This is a genomic window from Nonomuraea sp. NPDC049269 (assembly GCF_043197155.1).
Classification (GTDB): domain Bacteria; phylum Actinomycetota; class Actinomycetes; order Streptosporangiales; family Streptosporangiaceae; genus Nonomuraea.
The window spans coordinates 106805-133665 of record NZ_JBICSO010000016.1; the positions used below are offsets into that span (position 1 = coordinate 106805).

The following is a 26861-nucleotide window of genomic DNA, read 5'->3' on the forward strand; positions in this document are numbered from 1 at the left end:
GGGGTTCTCCTTGTTTCGACGGCCCCCGAATTTCGTGCATGCCGAACAGTGCTGTCGTGCTCAGAGAGGTGTTCAGGCGCCTCGGCGGATGCGGCCCGCGTACAGCGCTTCGAGCTTGAGGTTGTGGGCGTCGCCCTCGGGGACGTTGGCCGAGAGGTAGACCGGTGGGACCTGGCCCGCCGCCAGCAGGTTGCCCACCGTCGCGGTTACGACGAGCTGGGCGAGCAGGGCCGAGGTGATGGTGGAGACGGCCCCGGTGGCGCCTCCGTCGGGCAGCGGAAGCACCGCGTCGCCGTAGGGTGCCCGGTTGTCGAGCACCACGTCGGCGAGGTCGCTCAGCTTGCGGCCCGAGGGGTGGCGGGAGGTGACCGCGTCGCTGTGGGCGCGCGAGGTGATCGCGACCAGGTCGTGACCGCGCTGCTTGACGAGGGTGGCGAGCTCGACGACCACGCCGTTCACGCCGGAGTTGGAGATGATCACGAACAGGTCGTCGTCGTGGACGGGGGCGTGGTCGAGGATGGTGTGGGCGACGGCCGGGTCGCGTTCCAGGTCGTAGCGGTCAAGCTGGTCGCGGGGCGCTCCGCCGTACAGGACGATGTCCCTGAGTGCGAGTCGGTTCGTGGGCACCAGACCGCCCGCCCGTCCGGCGATCTCCATCGCGACCGCCTCGGAGTGGCCCGAGCCGAACGCCTGGATGACGCCGCCCTTGCTGATCGCCGCCGTGAACAGTGCGGCGGCCCTGGCGATCTCCGGATCTTTCGGAATGTCCTGGACGAGCGTGGCGATGCGGGCGACGTAGTCCTCAAGATTTAACGTCATATATCCCCTTCTGGGAGTCGGTGTCCGGCTACTGCTCTGACTGTCACGTCGAAGGCCTCCTTGGTACGTTCGTAGGTCTTCTGCGCGACCGAGACGTACACCACGTCCAGCACGAGCAACTGCGAATGGATCGCCGCGAACCCATCCGAACGGAACGTCGTCTCGCGGCTGGCCGTGGTCAGCACCAGCTCGGCCACCTCGGCGAGCGGCGACCTGGGATGCGAGGTCACGGCCACGGTGATCGCGCCGTGGCTGCCCGCCTCGGCGAGCACCTCGATGACCTCACGCGTCCGGCCACTGTGGGAGATGCCGATGGCCACGTCACCCTGCCCGAGCAGCGCCGCGTCCGTCAGCGCGCTGTGCGCGTCGGACCTGCTCCAGGTGGGTACGCGCATCCGCTGCAGCCGGTATTCCATCTCGCTGGCGACGGCCGCGCTGCTCGACACCCCGAACAGCAGCACCCTCCCGGCCCGCGCGACGGCCTGCGCGACCTTGCCCACCACGGCCAGGTCGAGCTGGTCACCGGTCTCCTGGATCAGCCGGATGTCGTTGCCGGAGACGACGCCCAGCACCCGTTCGAGGCTGTCGTCGGGCAGGATCTCCTGCCCGATGTCGGTCTGCCAGGTCTGCTGCGCCACCCGCCCGGTCTCGGTCGCGATGGCGACCCGCAACTCGGCGTACCCGGTGAATCCCAGCGCCCGGCAGAATCTGGTGATCGTGGCGGTGGAGGTGCCGCTCCGCTCGGCCAGATCGACGATCGTCAGCCGCGCGGCCTCGGCGGGGCCGCCGAGAATCGCGTCCGCCACTTTGCGCAGCGCCTCGGGCATGTCGTGCTGCTCGGTCCTGATCCGGGCTAGTAGTTCCACGTGGTGAAAATTATGCTCAGATCCTGGCCTCGTCAAGGAGGTTAGGGAATAATTTTTGACATGGACCTGGTTCTGGGCGTCGACGCGGGCGGCACCGCGTCCCGCGCCGCACTCTTCACGCTGGCGGGCACGCGGGTCGGCTATGGGGTCGCGGGCGGCGCCAACGCGGTCGCACTCGGCTTCCCGACGGCTTGCGCCAACTTGGCGACAGCGGTACGGCGGGCGCTGACGTCGGCAGACGGCGTCCTGACGAGCGGTGGAGCGCTGGTCAGGGCGGTGGTCGTCGGTATGGCGGGTAACGCGGCGATGCGTCAGGCCGTAGTGGAGCGGGTGTTCGGCGGGCCGGCCGGTAATGGCGTACAGGGGCCGGCGATCCACCTGCATGTGGACATGACCCGCACGCTTGGAGACGTCGTCACGGCATTCGCCGCAGGCACGGCATCGCCATCGGGCACGGTGCTGATCTCGGGCACGGGGGCGATCGCGGCAAAAATTACCGACCACGTCCAGGTGGCCACAGCGGACGGCTACGGGTGGCAGCTGGGAGACGAGGGTTCAGCATTCTGGCTCGGCCGAGCCGCCGCCCGCGCCACCATCCGCGCCCTGAACGCCTCCGCCCGCAACCCGCCCATCACCACGCTCCCCCCGACCCCGCCCACCCCCGATCCGACCGACGCCGTCCACACCCTCAGCCCCGCCACCCATGCCTCTGAGGGAGCGGCCCCCTCCCCCAGCCCGACCGACGCCGCTCACGCCCCCGACACTCACAGCCCGGCCACCACCGGCCATGTCCCGCACACACGCAGTCCGACCGCTGCCACTTCTGTCCGGCCCCGACGAGGGCGGCTGACAGAGCTTGTTATCTGTCAGCTGTTATCCGATGGGCCATTTGACGATCCGGTTGGGCGGTTGGCGGCCGTGGTGCAGGGGCAGGCGCCGCTCGCGCTGGCCGAATTGGCGCCTCTTGTGAGCGAGGCCGCGGCGGGCGGCGATCCGGTGGCGCTGGAGATCGTGAACGAGGCCGCCATCCGGCTGGTCAGGACGGTGATGGAGGTGCATGTGCCCGGCCTGCCCATCGTGCTCGCGGGTAGCGTCCTCACCGCGGAAGGCCCCGTACGGCAGGCCGTCTTGGCGCTTCTACGGGAGGAAACGGTGAGCATTGCCGGAGACGGCGCGGGGGCGGCGGCCTGGCTGGCCGCTCGTTCGTACCTCAGCCCGCAAGAGGCCGAGCAGCGCCATCCGCGCTTCGTGTCGCGGGACATCCTTTCGTGACGCCGGGCCGGGTGGTTCAGGCCGCCAGCAGTGCCGCGCTGCCATAGCTGCCGCCGAAGCCCGTCACCAACGCCACCTCTCGGCCCGCCCGGACCTCCCGGACGGCCTGGGCCACGTTGTTCAGGCCGTGTACGTAGCCCTCCGACAGCAGGCCGCCGTGCGGGTTGAGCCAGGCGTGCCGTCGTTCCAGGAGGTAGGGGCCCAGGTCTTCGCGACGGACCAGGCCGAAGTCCGTCAACTGCCGGGGGACCAGCCATGAATACGCGTCGTACGGCAGTGCCGCCGTCACGTCCGACGGGCGCATGCCGGACGCCTCCCACAGCATGGGGGCCACGTACTCGGAGAAGATCGCGGTCACGTCCGGGGCCCGGTCCATCGAGGAGCAGCCGGGGCCGCCGCCGCGGACCACGGCCTGGATGCGCGGGCCGCCGAGCACGCCGCTGACCAGCAGCGCGCACGCGCCGTCGGTCTCCTGGCAGCAGTCGGCGGTCCGCAGTGGCGTGCAGACGTACGGTCTGGCCAGGTAGTCCTCGAACGACAGCGGCTCGCGGCGCAGCGCCCGGGGGTTGGTTTTGGCGTTGTCCCTGGACTGGGCGACGACGGCGTGGAGGTGTTCGGGGCCCAGGCCGGTGTCGTGCAGGTAGCGGGTCGCGGCCAGGGCGAAGAGCGGGATCGGGCCGGCCATGCCGTAGGTGAACCGCTCCTGCGGGCCGGTGGAGACGGTGTTCATGCGCTTGCCTGAGCGGCCGTTAAGGGCTCGGTATATCAGGATATTTCGCGCTAAACCGGCGTGGATCAGCAGGGCCGCGTCGCCCAGGATCGAGGCCGCCTGGGTGCCGCCTCCGGCTATGTCGTTGTGCCAGCCCAGGCGGTCGATGTGCAGCGCGCGGGCGACCTGGGTCACGGGGGCCGAGTCGTTCATGTGGTAGCTCAGCACCGCGTCCACCTCGGCGGGTGCGATGCCCGCGTCGGCGCACGCCGTACGGCATGCCTCGACCGCCAGGTCCAGCTCGGTGCGGCCGGACTCCCTCGTCAGCGCGGTCATGCCGACACCGGCCACGGCCGCCCTGCCCGCGAAGGGCTGCATGCCCACCTCCTGCCAGGCCCTCACGAACGAACGGACGGACGGACGGACGGGTCTGTGGTCACGGAATGCCGGGTCACTCGCCGGGGCAGGGCGCGATCCACCCCGGCGGGTGACGCATGTGGTGCTCGCCCGTACGCTAACGCTACGGCGGGGTATACACAAGCGCTTGCTCGGCGTGCCGCAGCGCGAACTTCCCGGCGACAGGCCGCGACGGAAATCGTCACCCCACGGCAACTGAACCCCTTCACAGCAGATAGTCCGTTTTGTAATACGGAGGTGCGATCATCCGATAGCCCATCCCCATCACCTCGAGGTGAGCGATGGATCTACGCCACGTACGCAACGCGATCACCATCGCCCGCGCGGGCAGCCTGCGCCGCGCCTCCGCCGTGCTCCACATCGCCCAGCCCACCCTGTCCGAGCAGCTCAGGGCACTGGAGAAGGAGATCGGCGTGGAGCTGTTCACCCGCTCGTCCAGCGGGATGCGGCTCACCGAGGCGGGTGAGGTGTTCCTGGCCCAGGCCACGGTGGCGGTCGACGCCTTCGAACGGGCCGTGACCGCCGCCCGGGGCAAGGGGCAGACGGCCCGCCTGGGGGTCGCGGACGGGCTGGGGGACGTGGTGGCCCGGCTCCTGTCGCAGGTTCAGGGCGCGCGGTTGCGGGTGGCGCCCATGTGCACGGCCGAGCAGATCATCTCCATCATGGACGGAACCCTTCAGGCCGGGCTGGGGTACGCGCCCGGCTCGCTGCCCAGAGGCGTGGCCCGCATGCTCGTCCAGCGGGCCCCGGTACTCGCGCTGCTCCCCCGCGATCACCGGCTCGCCTCCTCCGGGCGGCTGCGGCTCGCCGAACTGGCGACGGAGCCGCTCGTCATGCCGGAGTCCGACGCGGTGGCGGGCGCGCGCCGGTTCCTTGAGGGGTTCGTCCGGCTCGGCCTGCATCCTCGCCTCGGGCCCGGGGCCGCCACCCATGAGGCGGCCGTCGCACTGGTCGAGTCGGGCGCCGGCTACACGCTCTGCGTGCGCGGCGGCCTGCCCGTGCCGGAACGTCTCACGTTCATCCCCGTAGCCGAAGAGGTCCCGCCCCTTGAGGTGGTGTTCCTCTGGAACCGTCAGGCCGACGTGGACGACCTGGTGCACGCGGCCCGGCATCTCGCACGATCTGGATAGCGCTATTATCTAGCGATGCGTGTTTCGGAGCTGAGTGTCGAGTCCGGTGTGGCGATCGCGACAATCAAGTACTACCTCCGCGAGGGCCTGCTCCACCAGGGCCGGCAGATCGCGGCCACCAGAGCCGAGTACGACGACTCCCACCTGCGCAGGCTCCGCCTCATCCGGGCGCTGCTCGAGGTGGGCCGGCTGCCCGTCGCCTCCATCAAGAAGGTCATCGAGGCGGTGGACGACGAGTCGCTCTCGGTGCATCTCATGCTCGGCACCGCCCAGTACGCCCTCGGTCCCACCATCGAGCCGGAGCCCGGCGAGGAGTGGGACGCGGCTCGCGGCCAGGTCGACACGCTCATCGCGGAGCTGGGCTGGGACGTCAGCCCCGAGGCCCCCACGCGGGACGAGCTCACCCAGACCATCGTCAGGATGGGACAGCTCGGCATGTCCACCGACCTGATGGTCTATGCCCGGACGGCCGAGAAGCTGGTGGCCGACGTGGAGATGGACACGGTGCCGTTCGACGGGCCGCGCGAGGCCGCCGTCGAGGCGCTGGTGCTGGGCACGGTCCTGTACGGCAGGGCGTTCGACGCCCTCCGCCGCCTGGCGCACGAGTCGGAGTCGGCGCGGCGGGTCGGCGGCTCCGCCCGCGAAGAGCTGAGTGGAAGTGATCAGGCCGGGTAGGCGCGGGCGGATGTTCGATGATTTCGCGGCCGACCGGGTCGATGTGGGCGAGGCCGAGCTGTTCGTCCGGCACGGCGGCTCCGGACCACCCGTCCTGCTGCTGCACGGCCATCCGCGCACCCACGCCACCTGGCACCGGGTGGCCCCCTTGCTCGCCCCCGACCACACCGTGGTGTGCCCCGACACCAGGGGGTACGGGCGCTCGTCCAAGCCGCCGACGACCGCCGACCACAAGCCGTACTCCAAGCGGGTGATGGCCAGGGACATGATCGCCCTGATGCGCTCGCTCGGCCACGACCGGTTCGCCGTCGTCGGCCACGACCGGGGGGCGTACGTGGCCCAGCGGCTGGCCCTCGACCATCCCGACGCGGTCACGCGGCTGGTCGTGCTCGACAGCGTGCCCATCGGGGAGGCTCTGGCCCGCTGTGACGCCCGGTTCGCCGCCCTGTGGTGGCACTGGTTCTTCCTCGGCAAACCATCCGCTGTTTCCTGGGCGGCTCAGTCGGTCACGGCCACCGGGCGTTTCAACAGCCACAGGGCGGACCGCTGCAGTAACGTGCGGTGGATCTCGTTCTCGTACGACCTGACGTCGTGCCCCAGCGCGTCGTACACGACTCGCCCCCGCCGCACCGGCCGCGCCCACACCAGTGGCTGCCCGGTGGCCGACGACGCGAGCGGTTCCACGTCCGGCAGCACGTCGAGGTCGCTGTAGACCTCGTCCACCAGGTCGAAGTCGCGCAGCCCGTCCACGATCGGGTGGCCGCCGTGCACGCGTACCCCGGTCCAGCCCAGCGGCGGGTGGTGGGACTTGGGCCAGGTCCAGCAGCCGCCCAGCACGCGCGGCCACCCCTGCCAGTCGTCGAAGCAGATCGACGCCGAGTGCATGCAGAGCAGTCCGCCACCCCGGTCGAGGTGGTCGAGCAGGGTGGTGCGGGCCTGGGCGGGCAGTTCGAAGCGCCACTCGTCACGCAGGTCGGCGAAGCGGTCGAGGTCCATCTGCCAGCGCAGCGCGTTGACGGTGATGAGCTGGACCTCCGACGGCTCGCTCAGCGCGCCCGCGATGTCCTCGGTGATCTCGGATTCGACTCCCACCCCGGCGAGCACTTCGGCGAGTGCCGCCGACGTGGCCTCGAAGTCATGGAACAAGCCTCCCGAAAGAATCAGATTTCTCGCCACGTCCCAACCTCATCATGCTTGTCGCGGCATTTCTACCCGTGGACTGTCACATCGCAGGGGCTTGTCCCGTCCTGATGACGAGAGAAACGGAGTCATCATGAGAGTTCTCGTCGCCGGCGCCACCGGCGTCATCGGTCGTCAGCTCGTCCCGCTGCTCGCCGCAGTGGGCCACGAGGCGATCGAACTGTCCCGGTCGAAGAACGCCGACGCGCTCGACCGCGAGGCGACCCGGCGGTTCGTCCGGGAGACCGCGCCCGACGCGATCGTCCACCTGCTGACCGCGATTCCCCGGACGATCGACCCGAAGCGGATCGACAAGCAGTTCGAGCTGACGAACCGGCTGCGCGTGGAGGGCACCCGCAACCTCATCGACGCGGCCCCGAACGCCAGGTTCATCGCGCAAGGCCTCGCCTACGCCTACGACCCGGCTCCGGGACTGGCCGACGAGGACGCGCCGCTGTGGCAGGACCCGCCCAAGCCGTTCGCGCCCGTCGTCCATGCGCTGCGCGAGATGGAGCGGCAGACCGCCGACGCCGGTGGGCTGGTGCTCCGTTTCGGGCATCTCACCGGCCCGGGCTCGGCGTACGACGAGGACGGCGCCACCACCGAGGCGGTCAGGGCGGGCAAGATGCCGATCGTCGGCGACGGCGGCTCGGTGCTGTCGTTCACCGGCGCGCACGACGCCGCCACCGCGATCGTCGCGGCGCTGGACAGGGACGTGACCGGTGCGCTCAACGTGGTGGACGACGCGCCGATCAGGATGGGCGACTGGCTGCCCGCCTACGCCGCCGCGCTGGGCGCTCCGGCGCCCAAGCGGGTGCCCGCGTTCCTGGCCCGGCTGGCCGTCGGCCCCTTCGGCGTCGCGTACATGACCCGGCTGCGCGGCGCGGACAACAGCCGCGCCCGGCTCGCGCTCAACTGGCGGCCCCGGCATCCGTCCTTCTTCGACGTCGCGGCATGATGCCGTGGTGGACTTCGAGGACTACCGCCCCATGCTGCTCGGGCTGGCCTACCGCCTGCTGGGCAGCATGTGGGACGCGGAAGACGTGGTGCAGGAGGCGTGGCTGCGCTGGCAGGCCACGGATCACGCCGAGATCAGGGAGCCCCGCGCGTTCCTGGTGACCGTGGTGTCGAGGCTGGCGCTCGACCAGCTCCGCTCGGCCAGGGTCAAGCGCGAGAGCTACGTCGGCCCCTGGCTGCCCGAGCCGGTCGCGACGGCCGAGGCCGGGCCGCTCGACACGGCCGAGCTGCGCGACACGGTCTCGTACGCCACGCTGCACCTGATGGAGCGCCTGTCGCCGCCCGAGCGCGCGGTGTTCGTGCTGCGGGAGGCGTTCGAGCTGCCGTACGACCAGATCGCCGAGATCGTCGGCGCCTCGGTCGCCAACGCCCGCCAGCTGCACCACCGGGCCGCGCAGCGGCTGGAGCAGGGCCGTGACCGGTTCCAGCCGAGCTCGGAGCAGCATGCCGAGCTGCTGCTCAAGTTCGTGGCGGCGGCCTCGGGCGGCGACCTGGGCGCGCTCACCGACCTGCTGCACGAGGACGTCGTGGCCTGGAACGACGGCGGCGGCAAGGTCCGCGCCGCGCTCCGCCCGATCATCGGCCGCGAGAAGGTGGCGGCGTTCGTCAGCGGGCTGGTGTCGCGCTACGCCTTCGGCGAGGCGGAGCTGGTCGAGGTCAACGGCCACCCCGCGATCCTGACCAGCGTCGCGGGCAGCGAGCAGCTCGTCGCGATCGAGATCCGCGACGGTCGCATCCATGGCCTGTACGGTCTGCTCAATCCGGACAAGCTCTCACGGGTACGGACCGCCTGACGACCTATAGTCACCTTCATGGATCTGGGCATCAAGGGCAGGGTCGCACTCGTCACCGGAGGCAGCGCGGGCATCGGGCTCGCCGCGGCCAAAAGCCTGGCGCGGGAGGGCTGTAACGTCTGCGTCAGCGCGCGCAATCCGGAACGGCTGGCCGACGCGGTGGTCGAGCTGCAGGAGTTCGGCGGCGTGGTGCATGCCGTGCTCGCGGACGTGGAGGAGCACGACGCCGCCGTCCGGGTGGTCGCCGAGACGCGTGACGTGCTGGGCCCCGTGGACATCCTGGTGGCCAACGCGGGCGGACCGCCCGTGGGCCGGTTCGTCGACGTCCGCCTGGACGACTGGGACATCGCGGTGCAGCGCAACCTGCTCGGCACCGTACGCCTGCTGCACGCCGTGCTGCCGGAGATGCGCGCCCGCGGCTGGGGCCGGATCGTCACGATCACCAGCCGGTCGGTGCGCGAGGCGATCGACGGCCTGGCCCTGTCGAACGCGACCCGCTCGGCCGTCGCCGGGATCGTGCGGTCGCTGGCCCGGGAGGTCGGCGGCGACGGCGTGCTGGTCAACAACGTGCTGCCTGGCCCGATCGACACCGAGCGGCTACGCGAGCTCGCGGGCGGCAACGAGGGCCTGGCCGCGCGGGGCGGCGGGGTGCCGGTGGGCCGCGTCGGGCGGCCCGAGGAGGTGGGCGACGTGGTGGCGTTCCTGGCCAGTGATCGGGCCTCGTTCGTGAACGGGGTCTCGATCCTGGTCGACGGCGGCGAGAGCCACGTCATCGCCTGATCAGGGTCGCCACGACCGAGGCGGCCCACGCGTCGGCCGGCTGCCCGAGGTCGGTGAAGAAGGCCAGGTGGGCGCGGTGGAAGCAGGCGCCCATCAGCAGCGAGGCGGCGGCCCCGGCGTCGATCGCGCCGTCGAGCCGGCCGAGCCGCTGCTCGGCCCGCAGCACCTCGGCCAGTGCCTCTATCGGCAGGTGCGGGCCGGTGGCCCCCTTGGCCAGCATGCTCCTGAACGTGCTCAGCAGCGACGGATCGGAGATCATCCCCGAGGCGATGCCGGCGGCGCGGCCGTAGAAGTCGACGGCCGCCAGCGCGAACTCGGTGAGGTTGCCCGCCAGGTCGCCCTGCCCGACGCGCTCCCGCAGCGCGGCCAGCGCCGGGGCGAGCGCGGGCAGCCGTTCGAGCAGGACCGCCAGCAGCAGCGCCTCCTTCCCGGGGAAGTGCTTGTAGAGCAGCGCCTCGGAACAATCGGCCTGTGACGCGATGCGTTTCGTGGTCGCCCCCGACAGGCCGTACTCGTCGATGGCCTGCTGGGCGGCGTCGATGATGCGATCGCGCGTGTTCATGGGCGCATCTTATTAGTGAGCGCTTACTGACTTGGCAGCACATGACATCCTTCCTTTTAGAGACAAACGTGGGGAAGGCAGGGCCATGGACAAGCCGGTCATCGTGACGGTGGACGACGACCCAGGCGTATCGCGGGCGGTCGCCCGTGACCTGAGACGCCGCTACGGCCAGCAGTACAGAATCGTCCGGGCGGAGGCCGCGGACCAGGGCATGGAGGCCGTGAAGGAAATGCGGCTGCGCGGTGACGACGTGGCCGCGATCCTGGCCGACTACCGGATGCCGCAGATGAACGGGGTGCAGTTCCTTGAGGCCGCGATGGACATGTATCCCTACGCGCGCCGGGTGCTCCTGACCGCCTACGCGGACACCGACGCCGCCATCCAGGCGATCAACGTGGTGGACCTTGACCACTATCTGCTCAAGCCGTGGGATCCGCCGGAGGAGAAGTTCTATCCGGTGATCGACGGCCAGCTCGACGCCTGGCACCGCACCGATCGCGCCGAGGTCGCCGAACTGCGGGTGGTGGGCGATCGGTGGTCGGCGCCGTCGTACAAGGTGCGTGAGTTCCTGGCCCGCAGCCACGTGCCGTACCAGTGGATGCTGGCCGAGGACCCGGAGGGCGCCGAGCTCGTGGCGGCGGTCGGCGCGGACTGCCGGCTGCCGCTCGTGGTCACCGCCGACGGCGTCTCGATGCAGTCGCCCGACCAGGCCTCGCTCGCGGCGGCCGTGGGCCTGTCGACCACGCCGGCCACCGACTTCTACGACCTGATCGTCATCGGCGGCGGCCCCGCCGGGCTGGGCGCGGCGGTGTACGGCGCCTCTGAGGGGCTCAACACCGTGCTGATCGAGGCGCACGCCTCCGGCGGGCAGGCGGGCCAGAGCTCGAGGATCGAGAACTACCTGGGCTTCCCCGACGGCGTGTCCGGCCAGCAACTGACCGACCGGGCGCGCAGGCAGGCGCTGAAGTTCGGGGCCGAGCTGCTGAGCGCGCAGAAGGTCAGCCATCTGGAGCCCCGGGGGCAGGCCAGGGTGGTCGGGTTCAGGGAGGGCGGCGAGATCGCCGCGCACGCGGTGATCCTGGCGACCGGGGTCACCTACCGCCGCCTGGACGCGCCGGGCCTGGACGAAATGGTGGGCAGGGGCGTCTTCTACGGCGCGGCGCTGACGGAGGCGCCCTCCTGCAAGGACAGCGAGGTCTACATCGTCGGCGCGGCCAACTCGGCCGGTCAGGCGGCGGTCTACCTGTCGGGATTTGCGAGCACGGTTCATTTGTTGGTGAGAGGTGACGGTTTGGAGAAGTCCATGTCGCACTACCTCATCGAGCAGATCGCCGCGATCCCGAACATCGAGGTGCACTACCAGACGCAGGTCACCGGCGGCGCCGGCGACGGGCACCTGGAGCGCCTCACGCTCTCCACGAAGGGCGAGGAGCAGGTGGTCGAGACGCAGTGGCTGTTCGTGTTCATCGGCGCCGAGCCCTTCACCTCCTGGCTCGGCGACACGATCGAACGCGACGCCAAGGGGTTCGTGCTGACCGGGCCGGACCTGGTGCAGGGCGGCAAGCGGCCGCGCAACTGGACGCTCAGGCGCGAGCCGTACTTCCTGGAGACGAACGTGCCGGGAGTGCTGGCGGCGGGTGACGTACGGGCCGAGTCGATCAAGCGGGTGGCCTCCGCCGTCGGTGAAGGCGCGATGGCAGTCGCGCTCGTGCATCGTTACCTGGAGAAGCAATGACCATCGACATCGACGAACTCCGCAAGCTCTTCCTGTTCGAGCGCCTGACGGACGAGCAGCTCACCAAGCTGGCCCTCAGCGGTGCCATGCGGTCCTACGCGCAGGACGAGATCATCCTCCAGCAGGGCGACCCGGCGGAGTGCTTCGCCGTACTGGTCGAGGGCGAGATCCAGATGATCCAGGAGACGGTCACGGCCGGGACCGTCGCCATGCCGCGGAGCTCCCAGCCGGGCGTGTACGGCGGGGCCACCAGCGCCTATCTCGGCGATCGGGCACCGGACCGCTACCAGCACAGCCTGCGGGCCACCGCGCCCTCCCGGATGTTCCTGCTGCCGGCCAGGAAGTTCGCGCACATCGTGGCCGAGTGGTTCCCGATGGCGATGCACCTGCTCGACGGCATGATGTCGGGCGGCCGCATGCAGCGGGAGGTCATCGACCGGCGCCAGCGGCTGACCGCGCTCGGCACGATCACCGCCGGGCTCACCCATGAGCTGAACAACCCGTCGGCGGCGGCCGTACGGGCGGTGAGCGAGCTGCGCAAGCTGATCAGGACCTCCCGCATGCAGCTGGCCCAGCTCGCCGAGGACGGCATACCGCCGGAGCGGCTGCGGGCCCTGATCGAGATGCAGGAGAACTGCACCGCGGCCGTCGGCAAGCTGCCCCCGCGCACCCCGATGGAGATCTCCGACGCGGAGGACGACCTGGGCGAGGCCCTGGACGAGCTCGGCGTGGAGGACGCGTGGGAGCTGGCACCGGCGCTGGTCAACGCCGGATTCGGCCGCGTGCACCTGGAGAAGGTGCACAAGAAGGTGGGCGAGGAGCACACGGGCGCCGCGCTGCACTGGCTGGCCGAGGCCATCGAGATCTCGCAGATGCTCGGCGAGGTGACCGAGGCGACCGAGCGGATCACCTCGCTGCTCGCCTCGGCCAAGCAGTACTCGCAGATGGACCGCGCGCCGTTCCAGGTCTGTGACGTGCACGACCTGCTGGACAGCACGATCGCCATCTTCCGCGGCAAGATCCCGCCCGGCATCACCGTGGTCACCGACTACGACCGGACGCTGCCGCCGATCCCCGCCTACGCCGGCGAGCTCAACCAGGTGTGGACGAACCTCATCCACAACGCGCTCGACGCGATGGACGGAGAGGGCACGCTGACCATCCGCACCGCGCACGACGAGGACGAGGCGATCATCGAGATCGGCGACACCGGCCCCGGTGTGCCGGACGCGATCAAGGACCGGATCTTCGAGCCGTTCTTCACCACGAAGACCGTCGGCCAGGGCACCGGCCTCGGGCTCGACATCTCCTACCGGATCGTGGCCGGACGGCACGGCGGCGAGCTCAAGGCGCGGTCGGCGCCCGGCGACACCTGGTTCGAGGTACGGCTGCCGCTGCGCGAGTCCGCGGCGGTCGCGTCGTCCCCGGCCGCGTAAAAGCCGACCGGGTAAAGGTCAGGGGTGGTAACTCTCACACGCGCCTCGCGTGTCAGGGTCTCCTCCCTTGGATAAAGGATTTACGTGCCCATCACGCGCTGGACCAGCAAAGCCCTGCCCGCGATGCTCGACGATCTCAGGACGCTCGTCGAGCTGGAGACCTACAGCTACGACAAGGCCATGCTCACCCAGGGGCTCGCCGCCGTCCGGGCCCTGGTGGAGGAGCGGCTCGGCGTGCCGGACCAGGTGGTCGTGCACGACGGCGGCCAGTACGGCGACGTCCTGGAGCTGAGCTACCAGGGCACCGCGCCCGGCACCGTGCTCATGCTCAGCCATTACGACACCGTCTGGCCGACCGGGACGCTCGCGGAGTGGCCGTTCACCGTGCTGGACGGCAAGATCACCGGGCCGGGCGTGTTCGACATGAAGACCGGGCTCGTGCAGGCGATCTGGGCGCTGCGCGGGCTGCGCGAGCTCGGCCTGCCGCACCCGAGCGTGAAGTACCTGTTCAACGGCGACGAGGAGATCGGCAGCCTGTTCTCCCGACGGCACATCGAGGCCGCCAGCGCGGACGCGCTGGCGAGTCTGGTCTTCGAGGCGTCGCTGGACGGCGTGCTCAAGACGGCGCGCAAGGGCGTCGGGCTGTTCGAGGTGACGGTCACCGGCGTCGAGGCGCACGCCGGGCTCGACCCCGACTCGGGCGCGAGCGCCATTCACGCGCTGGCCGAGCTCGTCACCCAGCTCGCCGGATCCGGTGCGCGGGAGCTCGGCACCACGCTGAACGTCGGGCTGATCAGCGGCGGCACCGGGCGCAACGTCGCGGCGGGCCGCGCCACCTGCGGCATCGACGTCCGGGTCGCGCGGGCGCCGGAGATGGCGCGCATCGACGAGGTGTTCGCCGGCCTGCGCGCCTCGGACCCGCGGGTGTCGGTCAAGGTCACCGGCGGCTGGAACCGGCCGCCCATGACGCCCAATCCGCACTCGCAGCACCTGTTCGAGCAGGCGTGGGCGGTCGCGGCCGGGTTCGGCTGGGTGCTGGAGCAGACGGCGGTCGGCGGGGCCAGCGACGGCAACTTCATCTCCGCGCTGGGGCGGCCGGTGCTCGACGGCATGGGCGCGGTCGGCGACGGCGCGCACGCGCGGCACGAGCACGTGCTGATCGAGCACATTCCCGAGCGCACCGCGCTGACGATGGGGCTGCTCACGGCCCTCGCCTAGGAAACACGGCCCGTGGTAATGTCCCAAGCGAGCGCTTGGTTTACCACTGAGGGGCCGCCGCATGAAGTTCTCGACCTTCCACCTCTTCCACCGGTTCGACGGCCAGAGCTTCAAGGACGTCTACGACTACCACCTGGAGCTCATCGAGCTGGCCGAGGAACTGGGGTTCGACGGGGTACGGCTGGCCGAGCACCACTTCCGCGACTACGGCGTCGTGCCGAACCTGTTCACGCTGCTCGCCCACGCGGCCGCCCGCACCTCGCGCATCCGCCTGGGCACGGGCATCGTGGTGCTGCCCCTGCACAACCCGGTCCACGTGGCCGAGGAGGCCGCGCTGGTGGACGTGCTCTCGGGCGGACGGCTGGATCTCGGGATCGGGCGTGGCTACCAGAGCTTCGAGTTCGAGGGCTTCGGCATCGACCTGGCCGAGGCGCGCGACCGGTTCAACGAGGCGCTGGAGGTGATCCTCGGCCTGTGGACCGAGGAGGCCTTCCAGCACGAGGGCAAGTTCTACAAGACCGGCGCCGAGGTGTCGCTGACACCGCGCCCCCTCCAGACGCCGCACCCGCCGATCCATGTCGCCGCCGTCTCCCCCGAGACCGTCACCATGTACGGCGAGCGCGGGCTGCCCATCCTGGCCGACCCGGCGGCGACGTTCCGCAAGGTCGTCAAGGCGGCCGAGACCTGGCAGGAGACCGCCGCCCAGGCGGGGCACGCGGGCGGCGCCGAGCTGGTGGTGGCGCGGAGCGTCTACGTGGCGCCGACCGTCGAGCAGGCCCGCGAGGACCAGGCCAGGTTCGAGGCGTCGTTCGACCGGTCGCGGATCTTCAACGAGCGCAGCGCGCCGATCGACCCGAAGACGGGCAAGGCCGCGCAGGGCTTCGAGTACTACCAGGACCGCTATCTCAAGGGCGGCTCCGTCTCGGCCGACTTCCGCTGGGAGCAGCTTGAGGTGATCGGCGACCCGGCGCGGGTCATCGACCAGATCTCGCTGCTGCGGGAGGCCGGGTTCGCCAACCTGCTCTGCGACTTCGGCAGCACCCGGCCGATGCCGCTGGAGGAGATGAAGAAGGTCATGCGGTTCTTCGCCGCCGAGGTCATGCCCGCATTCCACTGACTTTTCCACCGACGCCGCAGGAGAAGCGATGATCCACAGCCTGTCGCTGTCCGACGTACTCGCCGAGCACGCGCGCAGCCGCCCCCAGGTGACGGCGGTGGTGGACGGGGAAACGCGTCTCACCTATCCCGAGCTGGACGCCCGGGTCTCCCGCCTCGCGGACGCCCTCGCCGCCGCGGGCGTGGCGCCCGGCGAACGCGTGCTCTGGCTGGGGCAGAACTCCCACGCGGTGCTGGAACTGCTGCTGGCGTGCTCGCGGCTGGGGGCGATCTTCTGCCCGGCCAACTGGCGGCAGTCGGCGGACGAGCTGCGCTTCGTGGTCGAGGACCTGGCGCCGCGCGTGGTCGTCCGGGAGCCGTCCGACGCCACCGACGCCCTGGAGAGCGGCACCGCGCTCTGGGTGCGGACCGGAGAGGAGTACGAGCGGCTCGTCGCGAGCGGCTCCCCCAGGGACTTCCCGCCCGCCGAGGACACCGAGCCGGTGCTGGCCCTCTACACCGCCGCCTTCGACGGCCGCCCCAACGCGGCCCTCCTCAGCAGCGCGGCCCTGCTGGCCCACAGCGTGTCCCTGCTGGTGGTGCGCCAGATGGAGCCCGGCTTCACCTTCCTCAACAACGGGCCGCTCTTCCACGTGGGCACGATGATGTTCTGCCTGGCCACCCTCCAGATCGGCGGTACGAACGTCTTCACCCCCGCCTTCGACGCCGAGGAGGTCTGCCGCCTGATCGACGCCGAGCGGGTCACGCAGGCGTTCCTGTTCGGCCCGATGATCGACGCCGTGACGAAGGCGAACACCGGCGGCAAGTACGACCTGTCGTCGCTGCGGTTCGTCTCGCACTCCGCGGAATGGGACGCGATGATCACCGTGGACGACTCCCCCTGGTGCCGGTCCAAGATGGGCGGCTACGGGCAGACGGAGGTCGGCGGCATGCTCACCTTCCTCGGCCTGGCGCCGGGCGCCGCCGGGTTCGCCGGCCGGCCGTCCCCGCTGGCCCAGGTCCGCATCCTGGCCCCCGACGGCAGCGAGGTGCCGGCGGGCGAGGTGGGCGAGATCTGCGCCCGCGGCAAGACCCTCTTTTCCGGATATTTCGCCCGGCCCGACTTAAATGCGGTTAAGTCGGCGTACGGCTGGCATCACACCGGCGACCTCGGCCGGCGCGAGCCCGACGGCACGATCACCTTCATCGGCCCCCGGCTCCGCATGATCAAGTCGGGCGCCGAGAACGTCTACCCGGCCGAGGTCGAACGCGCGCTCAAGGCCCACCCGGCCGTCGCCGACGCCGCCGTGATCGGTGTCCCCGACGCCACCTGGCACCAGGCGGTCAAGGCGGTGGTGGCGCTCAAGGAGGGTGCCGAGGCGACGGCCGACGACCTCATCGACCACGTCAAGGACGCTCTCGCCTCCTACAAGAAGCCGCGTGAGGTGGCGTTCGTCGACGCGATACCCAAGCGCGGCTTCACCCCCGACTACGACGCCCTGGACGCCGCCCACGGCGGCGGCAACTACCCGGGCGCCTGACCGGGCTCCAGGCACAACCCCGCCTCCAGGTGGGCCAGGGCCTTGTCGACCTCGGCGGGCCCGTCCATCACGGGGTTCTTCACCCAGTCGAACCAGACCGCGATCATCACCCCGGCGATCGCCCCCGTGATGTTCCGGATCTCCGGATCGGACGTGGCGCGCCCCGCCCGCCTGGCCAGGATCTCCTGCATCGTCCTGAGCGTCCCGGTGATGTTCTCCAGGCTCGCCGCCCACAGCTCGGGCACCGTGAGCATGAGCCGCTCCCGTTCCACCCCCTCGGCGATCTCCTCGGCCGACTGGCCCGCCGTCACCTCCCGCATGGCGACGCGGACCGCGCGTATCGGGTTCAGCTCGGCCGGAGCCGCGTTCAGGGCCTCGGCGAAGGGCGGGAACTGGTCGATGAACACCAGCTCCTCCTTCGTGGCGAAATAGCGGAACACCGTGCTGGGCGCCACCTCCGCCGCCTCGGCGATCTGCTCGACCGTGGTCTCGCTGTAGCCCTGCTCGCGGAACAGCCGTAGCGCCTCCTTCTGGATCAGCGCCCTCGTCCTGGCCTTCTTCCGCTCCCGCAGACCCTGCACCGGTCGATCGCTCATGTCACTGATTGTCGGGGTTTCGGCACAGAGTCGTCTACTCACAAGAGATCACCTCTATCTGCTATACAACTCTCAAATAGGAGTCTACTCTCAAAATATGCAACTTCCCATGGACAGAACCCCCGGATGCCCCTTCGACCCGCCTCCCGAGCTGGCCAAGCTGCCGCCTTTGTCGCGCCTGGACTACCCGGACGGGCACGCGGGCTGGCTGGCGACGGGCTTCGAGGCCGCGCGGATCGTGCTGAGCGATCCCCGGTTCAGCAACCGCCAGGAGCTCAAGCACAGCGCCGTACGCGCGACCTCGCAGTTCGGCCAGGACCAGCCCGCTCCCCCTGGCATGTTCGTGACGACCGACCCGCCCGAGCACACCCGCTACCGGCGCCTGCTCACCGGCCAGTTCACGGTCCGCAGGATGCGGCTGCTGGAGCCCCGGATCGAGGAGATCGCCGCCGAGCATCTCGACGCGATGGCCGTCTCGGGGCCGCCCGTGGACCTGGTGCGGGCGTACGCGCTGCCGATCCCGTCGCTGGTCATCTGCGAGTTGCTCGGCGTGCCGTACGAGGATCATGAGTTCTTCCAGGAGATGACCGCGCGGTTCGTCGCCCTCGACGAGGAGGGCGTGTCGGAGCTGGCGGCGCTCGCCGGCTACCTGGGCGAGCTCGTACGACGCAAGCGCGCCGAACCGGGCGACGACCTGATCAGCGGCCTGACCGGCGACCTCAGTGACGAGGAGCTGACGAACCTCGCGCTGATCATGCTCATCGCCGGCCACGAAACCACCGCGAACATGCTGGGCCTGGGCGTCTTCGCGCTGCTGGAGCACCCGGAGCAGCGGGCCTTGCTCGACAGTGGCAACGCGATCGAGGAGCTGATGCGCTGGCTGTCGATCCTGCACGTGGGCGCGCCGAGCCGGGTCGCGCTGGAGGACGTGGAGGTGGCGGGCGAGCTGGTCAGGAAGGGCGAGTCGGTCGCGCTGTCGCTGCCGGCGATCAACCGGGACCCGGGCCAGTTCGCCGATCCGGACGAGCTGCGGCTCGACCGGGCCGAGGCGCGGCGGCACCTGGCCTTCGGGCACGGCGTGCACCAGTGCCTGGGGCAGCAGCTGGCCAGGGTCGAGATGCGCATCGGCTACCGCAGGCTCTTCGAACGCTTCCCCGGCCTGCGGCTGGCCGTGCCCGCCTCCGAGGTGCCGCTGAAGGAGCGCGCGGCGGTCTACGGCGTGGAGAGCCTCCCGGTCACCTGGTAGCCGGGGCTCAGAGGATCGCCAGCGGGTTGAGCGGGCTCCCGGTCCCGCCCTCGATCCTGAGCGGGGCCGCGACGAAGACGAACTCCGTACGACCCGCCGCACTCAGCTCCTCCAGCCAGAGCATCTCGATCAGGTGGATGCCGTGCCGGTGCAGCAGGATGAGGTGCAGGTCGTCGTCGAGCGGCTCGTCGGCGAGCTGGCGGTCGTTCAGCCCGCCGATCGCCGCGTTGTCGGCGGCCACGGCCGAGACGTCCATCGACGCCAGCCAGCGCCCCGCGCCGGCCGACAGCCCCGGCTGGCCCGACCAGTACTCCTCGTGCGAGCGCTCCCATACGGCGGGCCAGCCGGTACGGATCACCGCGACGTCGCCCGCGCGCGGCACGGCGATCTCCGCCAGCAACTGCGCCGGGATGCGGAAGTCGGCGGGCAGGTGGTCGAGCCCGAGATGGCGGGGCACGTCGAACAGGACGCCCCGGGCGACGACTCCGCCGACCTGCTCGATGCCGCACCGGGTGGCGCCGTAGGAGCGTACGCGGGCGGCGGGGTGGCCGTTGTAGAGCTCGTCGCCCGACCACATGTGGCAGAGCGCGTCCATGTGCGTGGTCGTGCCGTGGTGGGTGACGATCAGCGCGTCGTCGGCCATCCGCAGCCCGGCGCCCACCGGCCGGGCGCCGGCCGCGTAGTCGCCGCCGTCGACCGACATGAAGTGCTGCGGCAGGGGACGGCCCCGCAGGTGCGGCACCGTCGTGGGGGCGGGCGACGACGTGGCGCCCCTGATCGGCATGGACAGGCTGAGCACCTGGCCGGTGCGCGCGGCGGCCAGGGCCCTCAGCACGACGTCGCCGGTGAGCAGGTTCAGAGTGCCTCGTTGATCCTCTGGGCCGAAACGTCCCCAATTGTTAGGCTCGGCTGGCACGTAAGCGCTCCCTTTCTGCTTCCTGTCGGAGGTCTGGATGCACTGTGATCCCCGGTTCTCCCGTGTGCGCGAGGTGTTCGAGCGGAATTTCGCCGATGGTGCCGAGCTGGGGGCCGCGTTCGCGGTCTACCTCGACGGCGAGCTGGTCGTGGATCTGTGGGACGGCGTGGCCGACCGCCGCACGGGGCGGCCGTGGGAGCGGGACACGCCCGTGTTCGCGTACTCGTGCACCAAGGCGGTCACCGCGACCGTGCTGCTGCAGCTCGCCGAGCGCGGCCTGGTGGACGTGACCGCGCCGGTCGCCGAGGTGTGGCCGGAGTTCGGTGGACAGGGTAAGCAGACCATCACCGTCGAGCACCTGCTCAGCCACCAGGCCGGGCTGCCCGCGCTGGACGAGCCGGTACCGGTGGAGGAGTTCGAGGATCTGCCGGCGATCGCGGCGCGCCTGGCCGGGCAGCGGACGATCTGGCAGCCGGGGTCGGCGCACGGCTACCACGCGCTGACCTACGGCTTCCTGGTGGGCGAGGTCGTGCGCCGGCTGACGGGAAAGTCGGTGGGTGAGCTGGTCGCGGCGGAGATCTCCGGGCCGCTCGGGCTGGACCTGTGGATCGGGGCGCCGGACGACGTGATCGCCAAGGCGGCCCGCCTGACGGCCGGACCCCCGCCCGGCAGCGAGACGGGCAGCGAGACGGGCAGCGAGACGGGCAAGGGCGACGGCGCGCCCAGCCGCGCGCCCGGCGCCCCTGTGGCGCCCAGCGCCCCTGTCCCCGCCGCGACGCCCATCGGGCCGCCGAAGGATCCGATCACCGCGATCGCCATGGCGGCCCAGGATCCCGGCAGCCTGATGAACCGCGCCCTGGGCAATCCGCGCATCCAGGACCTGAAAGGCGGCGCCAACCACCCGGTGATCCTGCGCGCCGGCTGGCCCGCCGCGGGCATGGTCACCACGGCCAGGTCGCTGGCGGCGTTCTACCGCGCGCTGCTGGCGTGCGAACTGCTGCGCCCGGAGACGCTGGAGGACGCCATCCGTCCCCGCGTGACGGGTCCCGACCGGGTCCTGCTGCTGGACAGCTCGTTCGGGCTCGGCTTCATGCGGCCGGGCATGACGTTCTTCCTGCCGTCCGCGACCGCGTTCGGGCACACGGGCATGGGCGGCTCCATGGGGCTGGCCGATCCGGAGCACGGATTGGCCGCGGGCTATGTCATGAACAGGATGGCCGACGCCTTCTCCGGCAACCTGCGGGCGATCCGGCTCATGGAGGCCGTCTACCGTTCGATATGACCGCACGGGCGTCACTGCATGGTCACGCCGCCGCTGACCGACAGCGTCTGGCCGGTGATGTAGGCGGCGCGTTCCGTGCACAGGTAGGCGACAAGGCCCGCCACGTCGGCGGGCGTGCCGAGGCGGCGCAGCGGTACGGTCCTGACGATCTTGTCGACCAGCCCTGGCTCGGCCGCGGAGACGCGCCGGAGCATCGGCGTGTCCGTGGGGCCCGGGCAGACCACGTTGGCGGTGACGTGCGCCCTGGCCGCCTCGCGGGCGAGCGTCTTGGCCAGGCCGAACAGCCCCGCCTTGGTCGCCGCGTAGGCGCCTTCGCCGCCGGAGCCGGCCCTGGCGCCGTCCGACGAGATGAACACCAGCCGCCCCCACCCCCGCTCCAGCATGCCCGGCAGCAGCAGCTTGGTCAGCAGCATCGGGCCGCGCAGGTTGACCTGCCACATGAGATCCCAGTTCGCCGGGTCGCTCGCGACGAACGGCTCGACGATCGACACCCCGGCGTTGTGCACGAGGATGTCGGCCTGCCCGGCCGCGCCGCAGAACCGCTCGATGGACGGCGGCGAGGCGAGGTCGACGGCCAGCGCGGCGGCTCCCGGCAGCCCACCGGCCACCTTCTCTGCTCCCGGCAGGTCCACGTCGGCGACCATCACCCGGGCGCCCAGCGCGGCGAGGTCCGCGGCGATGGCCGCGCCGATCGCGCCCGCTCCCCCGGTCACGACGGCCGCGCGCCCGTCGAGCCGCATCCCCTCCATCACCGCGCGTCCCCGGCCTTCCACTCCTCGACGAGTGCGGCGGCGGTGACGCGGGTGGCCAGCAGGCCGATCGTGTACTTCAGTACGGCCACCGCGTAGCCGTCCGGTACGCCCGCGACGGCGTCGGTCACCACGGTGACCCGGTAGCCGAGGTTGACCGCCTCCAGGGCCAGCCCGGTGATGCCCAGGTTGAGCGAGAGCCCGACGGCCACCACGTGCGAGACGGACAGTGAGCGCAGCGTCATGTCGAGGGAGGTGCCGGTGAACGGGGAGAACCCGTGGTGGCGCCGGCTCTCCAGGTCGGAGTCGTCCAGCAGCTCGGGCAGCACCTCCACTGCGGGCGTGCCCTCCAGCATGTGGTCGGGGTCCTTGAGCAGGGCGGTGATGAACGGGCTGTTGCGGGTGTGGGAGCCGGCCCGGTCGGGGCGGAAGGCGGCGGTGCAGTGGATCACCGGGAGGCCGGCCGCCCTGGCCGCCTGGAGCACGGAGGCGGCGTTGCCCACCACGTCACGCCGCCGGCACACAGCCACCAGGTCCGGAAATTTCGTTAGATCGCCGACGACGCCCCGCTGCATCTCCATGACCAGCACGGCCGTACGCTCCATCCGGCGCCTCCAGTTAGCCGAGCGCTTGCTTGGCCACGAACATATCACCCGGCAACCGACCGTGATAATCACCTGACACATCGCGAAATATCTTGACCCGTGACAACCGGGACCCCGGATGAGACCGTCGAACGGGAGACGGCTGCGTTATGGGGGTTCGCTTTGGTCCCTGGTTACCGAGAAGTACGCCAGCTCGGCGCGGGGCACACGGGCCGCGTGTTCCTCGCCACCTACCAGGCCACCGGGGCTTATGTCGCGATCAAATACCTGAACGCGACCCTGCGCCGGGACACCGAGTTCATGGACCGCTTCCGGGTGGACGCCCCCTCTCTGGTGGAGCTCGACGACCCGAACGTGGTCCAGCTCTACGAGTACGTGGAGACCCCGACCAGGGCCGCGGTGGTGATGGAGCTGGTCGACGGGGTGTCGCTGCGTACCATCCTGGCCGAGCACGGCAGGACCAGCCCGGAGGCGGCGCTGGCGGTGCTGAAGAGCACGCTGTCGGCGCTGGCCGTGGCCCACGGGAAGGGCGTGCCGCACCGGGACGTCAAACCGGAGAACCTGCTGGTCCAGGCGGACGGCACGAGCAAGCTGACCGACTTCGGCGTGGTGGTTCATGCCGAGGAGCCGGGGGTGCCCGCGGGCAGCCCGCCGTACATGTCGCCCGAGCTGTGGACGCGGGGGGAGGCGGGGCCGCCCGCGGACCTCTACGCGGCGGCGTGCCTGCTGTTCGAGACCGTCAAAGGACGGCCGCCGTACAAAGCGGAGGACGTCCCCTCGCTGCGGGACAAGCACCTGGTCGAGCCGGTGCCGCTGGAGGTCGCCCCCGACTCGCTGCGCGACCTGCTCAGGCGCGGGCTGGCCAAGGACCCGGCGGTCAGGTACGCCTCCGCCCGGCAGTTCGCGGCGGAACTGGAGGAGGACGCGGTCGCCGCCTACGGCCCGGACTGGGAGAAGCGCGGGCGCCGCCACCTCGGCGAGCTGGCCACGCTGCTCGCGCTCCGCTTCCCGCTGGCCAGGACCGACGCGCCGACCGCCACCCAGGGGGCCGTCCGCGACCGGCGGATCACCGTGCCCAGGCTGCCGCCGCACCTGTGGATCGCGGGCGCGGCGGTGGTCGCCGTGCTGATCGCGGTGGTGCTCACCGGCGGGCTCGGCCCCGCGGGCACGGTGCTGATGCCGCAGCCGAAGACGTCCGAACCGGTGGATCCCAGCCCGGTCGACGACAAGACCCCGGTCCGCCGGACCTCGGATACCAGCCGTCCCACGGTGAGGACGGCGACGACCGCCCCCGTACCACCCGCCACTGTCTCCAGCGCGCCCGTCACCGTTTCCAGCGCGCCCCCGACGTCCCGGCAGTCCGCCCAGACGCTGCCCAGCCCAGCCGTGCGGTCGGCGGACATCGTGCGGTGGACCGGCTCGGCGGGCGCGGTACGCGTGGCGGCCGACGGCCGGGGGCCGGTACGGCTGCGCATCACGTACACGCGGCGTGACGGCGACGGCCAGGCCCGTACGGTACACAAGGAGACCCGCACGCTCACCGGCCAGACCGCCTACACCGACTCCGTGGCCCGCGACCTGGGCTCGGTCGGCTGCGGCCGGCAGGCGCACTTCGGCCTCCTGCTGCTGACCGAACCGGCGGCGGCCAACGGCCCCCAGGTCAGCGAGGTGACCGTGGACGGGCCGCCGTGCCCCACTCCCAGCGCCTCGCGCCCGACGGCCGGCCCGCCCACCCCGGAGCCCACCACTCCGACGCCGTCCCAGCCGCCCGTCGCGCTGCCCTCGGACTCGCCGCGGGCTGGCACCCCGGCCTTCGTCTCGCCGAGCCCTGACGCGCAGACCTCGCTCACCGAGGATTCGCTGACCCCGGACGAGCTGACCCCGGACGAGCTGACCTCGGACGAGCTGACCTCAGGTGAGTCGGCCGAGGATCCCGCTGGCTAGGCTTGTCGAGCAACCAAGCGTGCGCTAGCTTGGCAAGCGATGACCTGTGACACCTCCGCCTACTGGGCCGCCTGCAGGCGCGGCGAGCTGGTCGTTCAGCGCTGTACGGCCTGCGATCGGCGGGTCCACCTCCCCGAGGCCGACTGCCCTCGGTGCGGTGGCGAACTCGTCTTCGAGCCGGTCTCCGGCGCGGGCGTGGTGCACACGTACACCGTGGTGCACCGCTCGTTCGCGCCCGGCTACCGGGGTCGTGAGCCGTACGTGCTGGCCTGGGTCGATCTGCCGGAGGGGGCGCGTGTGTTCGGCCAGGTCGTGGGGTGCGCGCCGGAGGAGGTCCGCATCGGGATGCCGGTGCGGGTGACGTTCGTGGACGACTTACCGCATTGGAGGCCCGCGTGATCGTTGGCAACGTGCTCATACCCGTGGCCGATCTGGACGAGGCGATCGCCTTCTACGGGCTGCCGGTGAAGTTCCGCGACGGCGACAGGTTCGCCGCGCTGAACGGAGGTGGCGTCACCGTGGCGCTGGCCGGGCCCGCCGAGCACGTCACCGCCTCGGCCGCGCCGTCGTTCAAGGTGGACAGCGTACGGCGGTCCGTACCCGATCTGGTGGCGCGCGGCGCCGAAGTGGTCCGCGAGCCGGAGGACGGGCCGCACGAAACGCGGGCCGTGCTGCGCGATCCCTCAGGAAACGTCTTCGTGCTCTATTCACCCCTCTGACGACGGAGGCACCCCCGATGGCGCGATCACCGTACGGCAACTATGGCCACGCGATCCTGACCGCCGCGGCGATGAGCACCCCCGACCGGGTGGCGCTCACCTACTGCGGCGAGCGGAGCTTCACCTACGACGAGCTGAACAGAACCGTCAACCGGCGGGCGCACGCGCTGCTCGCGGCGGGCGTCACGCCGGGCACGCGGGTGGCGGCGCTGCTGAACGAGACGCTGCACGTGGCGGAGGTGTACCTGGCGCAGGCCAAGATCGGCGCGGTGACGGCGGCACTGAACCCGTACTGGCCGGTGGAGACGCTGCGCGCGGTGGTCGAGCGGTCGGGGTGCACGGCGTTCGTGTACGACTCGACCGTGGAGGGGGTGGTCGCGGAGATCAGGCCGTCGCTGCCCGCCATCACCACCTGGATCAAGGCGTCCGATATTTCGGACGCTTCAGAAGAGGAGCCGCCGCTCGCGGGCTTCCACGACGACCCGCTCGCGCTCTACTACACCTCGGGGACGACCGGGCTGCCCAAGCCCGTGGTCCACACGCACGCCTCGTCGCTGGCCACCGCGCAGATCTGGCTCGACGTGCCGCGCGGGCCGGACGCGGTGTTCGGCACGGGCGCGATCATCTGGGGCATCGGCTTCCCGGCCATCGTCGGGCCCGCCCTGTACGCCGGGATGCGGCTGGTGCTGGAGCAGGACTGGGGCCCGGCGAACTTCCTGCGCGTCGTACCCCGCGAACGGGTCACGCACGTGTCGCAGATCCCGTCGTTCTACGCGGCGCTGCTGGGCTCGTCCGAGCACGAGGCGGTGGACCTGTCGTCGATCCGGGTGATCATGCTGGGCGGCGAGCCGCTGACCGCGACCATGCTCGGCCGGATCAAGGAGCGGCTGCCCGACGCCGGCGTCTACTCCTACTACGGCCAGACCGAGGCCCCCTACACCTGCATGGGCCGGGTCGACGACGGCTCCACGCCGCTCGGCTCGTCGGGCCGGGCACGTACCGGGAACGCCGTCCGGGTCACGGACCCCTCGGGCCGCCGCGTGGTGGACGAGGTCGGCGAGATCAACCTGGCCGGGCCGCACCGGATGACCGGCTACGACGGGCTGCCGGACAAGACCGCAGAGGTGCTGCGCGGCGAGTGGTACGTCGGCGGCGACCTCGGCTCGGTCTCCCCCGACGGTGTGCTGCGCGTGCTCGGGCGGCGCGAGGACGCGATTCTCAAGGGCGGCGTCTGGACCCAGCCGGTCGCGGTCGAGGAGGCCGCCGCCGCGCTCGACGGCGTGGCGGAGGCCGGGGCGGTCGGGGTGCCCGCGCACGTCGAAGGGCAGGACGCGGTCGAACAGCGGATCCTCCTGGCCGTGGTGGCACGTGCCGGGCACTCGCTCGACGCGGCCAAGCTCGCGATCGCCCTGGACGACCTGCTGGCCCCGCACCAGCGGCCGGACCGCATCGTGGTGGCCGACACGCTGCCGCACTTCGAGGACGCCTCCGGCGGGCCCGGCAAGCTCTTACGCAGACAGATCAGAGAGCAGCACGGCCACCTGCTGGGGAGCTGAGCG

At 71.1% G+C, this 26861-nt stretch carries 26 protein-coding genes and 1 pseudogene; 18 read left to right on the top strand and 9 right to left on the bottom strand.

Annotated features, from left to right (window positions below; translation table 11 throughout):
• Positions 1-72 precede the first annotated feature (72 nt).
• Both ACGFNP_RS58525 and ACGFNP_RS58530 read right to left on the bottom strand, forming a co-directional pair.
• The gene (locus ACGFNP_RS58525; protein ID WP_393333465.1) at positions 73-819 is read right to left on the bottom strand and encodes a sugar isomerase domain-containing protein; all 747 of its coding nucleotides are present in this window, start codon (positions 817-819) and stop codon (positions 73-75) included.
• On the bottom strand, positions 816-1685 hold the full coding sequence (locus tag ACGFNP_RS58530) for a MurR/RpiR family transcriptional regulator (protein WP_393333468.1): 870 nt from the start codon (positions 1683-1685) through the stop codon (positions 816-818). Before ACGFNP_RS58530 ends, ACGFNP_RS58525 begins: the two co-directional genes overlap by 4 nt.
• Before the next feature lie 60 nt (positions 1686-1745).
• On the opposite strand from ACGFNP_RS58530, the gene ACGFNP_RS58535 reads away from it, so the two are divergent.
• A complete protein-coding gene (locus ACGFNP_RS58535) occupies positions 1746-2957 on the top strand; it encodes an N-acetylglucosamine kinase (RefSeq protein ID WP_393333471.1) in 1212 nt (403 codons plus the stop codon).
• A gap of 16 nt (positions 2958-2973) precedes the next feature.
• Here ACGFNP_RS58535 and ACGFNP_RS58540 read toward each other — a convergent pair whose 3' ends face one another.
• Positions 2974-4050: an acetyl-CoA acetyltransferase gene (locus tag ACGFNP_RS58540; protein WP_393333620.1), complete on the bottom strand. Its 1077-nt coding sequence runs from the start codon at positions 4048-4050 to the stop codon at positions 2974-2976.
• 314 nt (positions 4051-4364) lie between these two features.
• Here ACGFNP_RS58540 and ACGFNP_RS58545 point away from each other — a divergent pair, with 314 nt between their 5' ends.
• From ACGFNP_RS58545 to ACGFNP_RS58555, 3 genes and pseudogenes are all read left to right on the top strand, one after another.
• Positions 4365-5213: a LysR family transcriptional regulator gene (locus ACGFNP_RS58545; protein WP_393333474.1), complete on the top strand. Its 849-nt coding sequence runs from the start codon at positions 4365-4367 to the stop codon at positions 5211-5213.
• A 15-nt stretch (positions 5214-5228) separates the two neighbouring features.
• Complete coding sequence (locus ACGFNP_RS58550) at positions 5229-5888, top strand: MerR family transcriptional regulator (RefSeq protein WP_358338660.1); 660 nt, start codon at positions 5229-5231, stop codon at positions 5886-5888.
• Between the two features lie 10 nt (positions 5889-5898).
• Positions 5899-6372: pseudogene (locus ACGFNP_RS58555) on the top strand (alpha/beta fold hydrolase); the annotation flags it as partial.
• A 14-nt stretch (positions 6373-6386) separates the two neighbouring features.
• Here the strand turns inward: ACGFNP_RS58555 and ACGFNP_RS58560 are convergent.
• Positions 6387-7064 (bottom strand): ThuA domain-containing protein, encoded by a 678-nt coding sequence (locus ACGFNP_RS58560; RefSeq protein WP_358338663.1) that lies wholly within the window; start codon positions 7062-7064, stop codon positions 6387-6389.
• Positions 7065-7161: 97 nt separating this feature from the next.
• Here ACGFNP_RS58560 and ACGFNP_RS58565 point away from each other — a divergent pair, with 97 nt between their 5' ends.
• From ACGFNP_RS58565 to ACGFNP_RS58575, 3 genes are read left to right on the top strand one after another with little or no spacing between them, the layout of a single operon-like run.
• Positions 7162-8025, top strand: coding sequence for an NAD-dependent epimerase/dehydratase family protein (locus ACGFNP_RS58565; protein WP_393333479.1), 864 nt, complete (start codon positions 7162-7164; stop codon positions 8023-8025).
• A gap of 7 nt (positions 8026-8032) precedes the next feature.
• Positions 8033-8878: an RNA polymerase sigma-70 factor gene (locus ACGFNP_RS58570; RefSeq protein ID WP_358338669.1), complete on the top strand. Its 846-nt coding sequence runs from the start codon at positions 8033-8035 to the stop codon at positions 8876-8878.
• A gap of 18 nt (positions 8879-8896) precedes the next feature.
• The gene (locus ACGFNP_RS58575; RefSeq protein WP_393333482.1) at positions 8897-9658 is read left to right on the top strand and encodes an SDR family NAD(P)-dependent oxidoreductase; all 762 of its coding nucleotides are present in this window, start codon (positions 8897-8899) and stop codon (positions 9656-9658) included.
• Here ACGFNP_RS58575 and ACGFNP_RS58580 read toward each other — a convergent pair.
• Complete coding sequence (locus ACGFNP_RS58580) at positions 9648-10220, bottom strand: TetR/AcrR family transcriptional regulator (protein WP_393333485.1); 573 nt, start codon at positions 10218-10220, stop codon at positions 9648-9650. The two genes, ACGFNP_RS58575 and ACGFNP_RS58580, sit on opposite strands and share 11 nt — an antisense overlap.
• Positions 10221-10305: 85 nt before the next feature.
• On the opposite strand from ACGFNP_RS58580, the gene ACGFNP_RS58585 reads away from it, so the two are divergent.
• The 5 genes from ACGFNP_RS58585 (at position 10306) to ACGFNP_RS58605 (ending at position 17245) form a co-directional block, all read left to right on the top strand.
• Complete coding sequence (locus ACGFNP_RS58585; protein ID WP_358338678.1) at positions 10306-11955, top strand: FAD-dependent oxidoreductase; 1650 nt, start codon at positions 10306-10308, stop codon at positions 11953-11955.
• The gene (locus tag ACGFNP_RS58590) at positions 11952-13391 is read left to right on the top strand and encodes an ATP-binding protein (protein ID WP_358338680.1); all 1440 of its coding nucleotides are present in this window, start codon (positions 11952-11954) and stop codon (positions 13389-13391) included. Before ACGFNP_RS58585 ends, ACGFNP_RS58590 begins: the two co-directional genes overlap by 4 nt.
• 84 nt (positions 13392-13475) lie before the next feature.
• Positions 13476-14609 carry a M20 family metallopeptidase gene (locus ACGFNP_RS58595; RefSeq protein ID WP_393333490.1) on the top strand — a complete coding sequence of 378 codons (1134 nt, stop codon included), beginning with the start codon at positions 13476-13478 and terminating at the stop codon, positions 14607-14609.
• Positions 14610-14670: 61 nt separating this feature from the next.
• On the top strand, positions 14671-15726 hold the full coding sequence (locus tag ACGFNP_RS58600; RefSeq protein WP_358338686.1) for an LLM class flavin-dependent oxidoreductase: 1056 nt from the start codon (positions 14671-14673) through the stop codon (positions 15724-15726).
• 28 nt (positions 15727-15754) lie between these two features.
• Positions 15755-17245 carry an AMP-binding protein gene (locus ACGFNP_RS58605; RefSeq protein WP_393333493.1) on the top strand — a complete coding sequence of 497 codons (1491 nt, stop codon included), beginning with the start codon at positions 15755-15757 and terminating at the stop codon, positions 17243-17245.
• On the opposite strand, the gene ACGFNP_RS58610 is transcribed toward ACGFNP_RS58605, so the two are convergent.
• The gene (locus ACGFNP_RS58610) at positions 17230-17841 is read right to left on the bottom strand and encodes a TetR family transcriptional regulator (protein WP_358338692.1); all 612 of its coding nucleotides are present in this window, start codon (positions 17839-17841) and stop codon (positions 17230-17232) included. The two genes, ACGFNP_RS58605 and ACGFNP_RS58610, sit on opposite strands and share 16 nt — an antisense overlap.
• Positions 17842-17950: 109 nt before the next feature.
• Between ACGFNP_RS58610 and ACGFNP_RS58615 the strand changes: the two genes are divergently transcribed.
• A complete protein-coding gene (locus ACGFNP_RS58615; RefSeq protein ID WP_393333497.1) occupies positions 17951-19087 on the top strand; it encodes a cytochrome P450 in 1137 nt (378 codons plus the stop codon).
• A 7-nt stretch (positions 19088-19094) separates the two neighbouring features.
• Here the strand turns inward: ACGFNP_RS58615 and ACGFNP_RS58620 are convergent, their stop codons facing one another.
• Complete coding sequence (locus tag ACGFNP_RS58620) at positions 19095-20003, bottom strand: cyclase family protein (RefSeq protein ID WP_358338698.1); 909 nt, start codon at positions 20001-20003, stop codon at positions 19095-19097.
• A 37-nt stretch (positions 20004-20040) separates the two neighbouring features.
• On the opposite strand from ACGFNP_RS58620, the gene ACGFNP_RS58625 reads away from it, so the two are divergent.
• Positions 20041-21285 carry a serine hydrolase domain-containing protein gene (locus tag ACGFNP_RS58625; protein ID WP_393333501.1) on the top strand — a complete coding sequence of 415 codons (1245 nt, stop codon included), beginning with the start codon at positions 20041-20043 and terminating at the stop codon, positions 21283-21285.
• An 11-nt stretch (positions 21286-21296) separates the two neighbouring features.
• On the opposite strand, the gene ACGFNP_RS58630 is transcribed toward ACGFNP_RS58625, so the two are convergent.
• A complete protein-coding gene (locus ACGFNP_RS58630; RefSeq protein WP_358338920.1) occupies positions 21297-22034 on the bottom strand; it encodes an SDR family NAD(P)-dependent oxidoreductase in 738 nt (245 codons plus the stop codon).
• Entirely contained in the window at positions 22034-22639 is a 606-nt protein-coding gene (locus tag ACGFNP_RS58635; RefSeq protein WP_358338704.1) for an isochorismatase family cysteine hydrolase, read from the bottom strand. Before ACGFNP_RS58635 ends, ACGFNP_RS58630 begins: the two co-directional genes overlap by 1 nt.
• A 99-nt stretch (positions 22640-22738) precedes the next feature.
• Here ACGFNP_RS58635 and ACGFNP_RS58640 point away from each other — a divergent pair, with 99 nt between their 5' ends.
• The 4 genes from ACGFNP_RS58640 to ACGFNP_RS58655 are packed head-to-tail and all read left to right on the top strand — an operon-like array spanning position 22739 to position 26858.
• Positions 22739-24583, top strand: coding sequence for a protein kinase (locus ACGFNP_RS58640; RefSeq protein ID WP_393333505.1), 1845 nt, complete (start codon positions 22739-22741; stop codon positions 24581-24583).
• A 39-nt stretch (positions 24584-24622) separates the two neighbouring features.
• Positions 24623-24982 carry a Zn-ribbon domain-containing OB-fold protein gene (locus ACGFNP_RS58645; RefSeq protein WP_214643058.1) on the top strand — a complete coding sequence of 120 codons (360 nt, stop codon included), beginning with the start codon at positions 24623-24625 and terminating at the stop codon, positions 24980-24982.
• Entirely contained in the window at positions 24979-25302 is a 324-nt protein-coding gene (locus ACGFNP_RS58650) for a VOC family protein (protein ID WP_308127544.1), read from the top strand. The genes ACGFNP_RS58645 and ACGFNP_RS58650 overlap by 4 nt, the downstream gene beginning before the upstream one ends.
• 17 nt (positions 25303-25319) lie before the next feature.
• Positions 25320-26858, top strand: coding sequence for a class I adenylate-forming enzyme family protein (locus ACGFNP_RS58655; RefSeq protein WP_393333509.1), 1539 nt, complete (start codon positions 25320-25322; stop codon positions 26856-26858).
• The last annotated feature ends 3 nt before the right edge of the window (positions 26859-26861 follow it).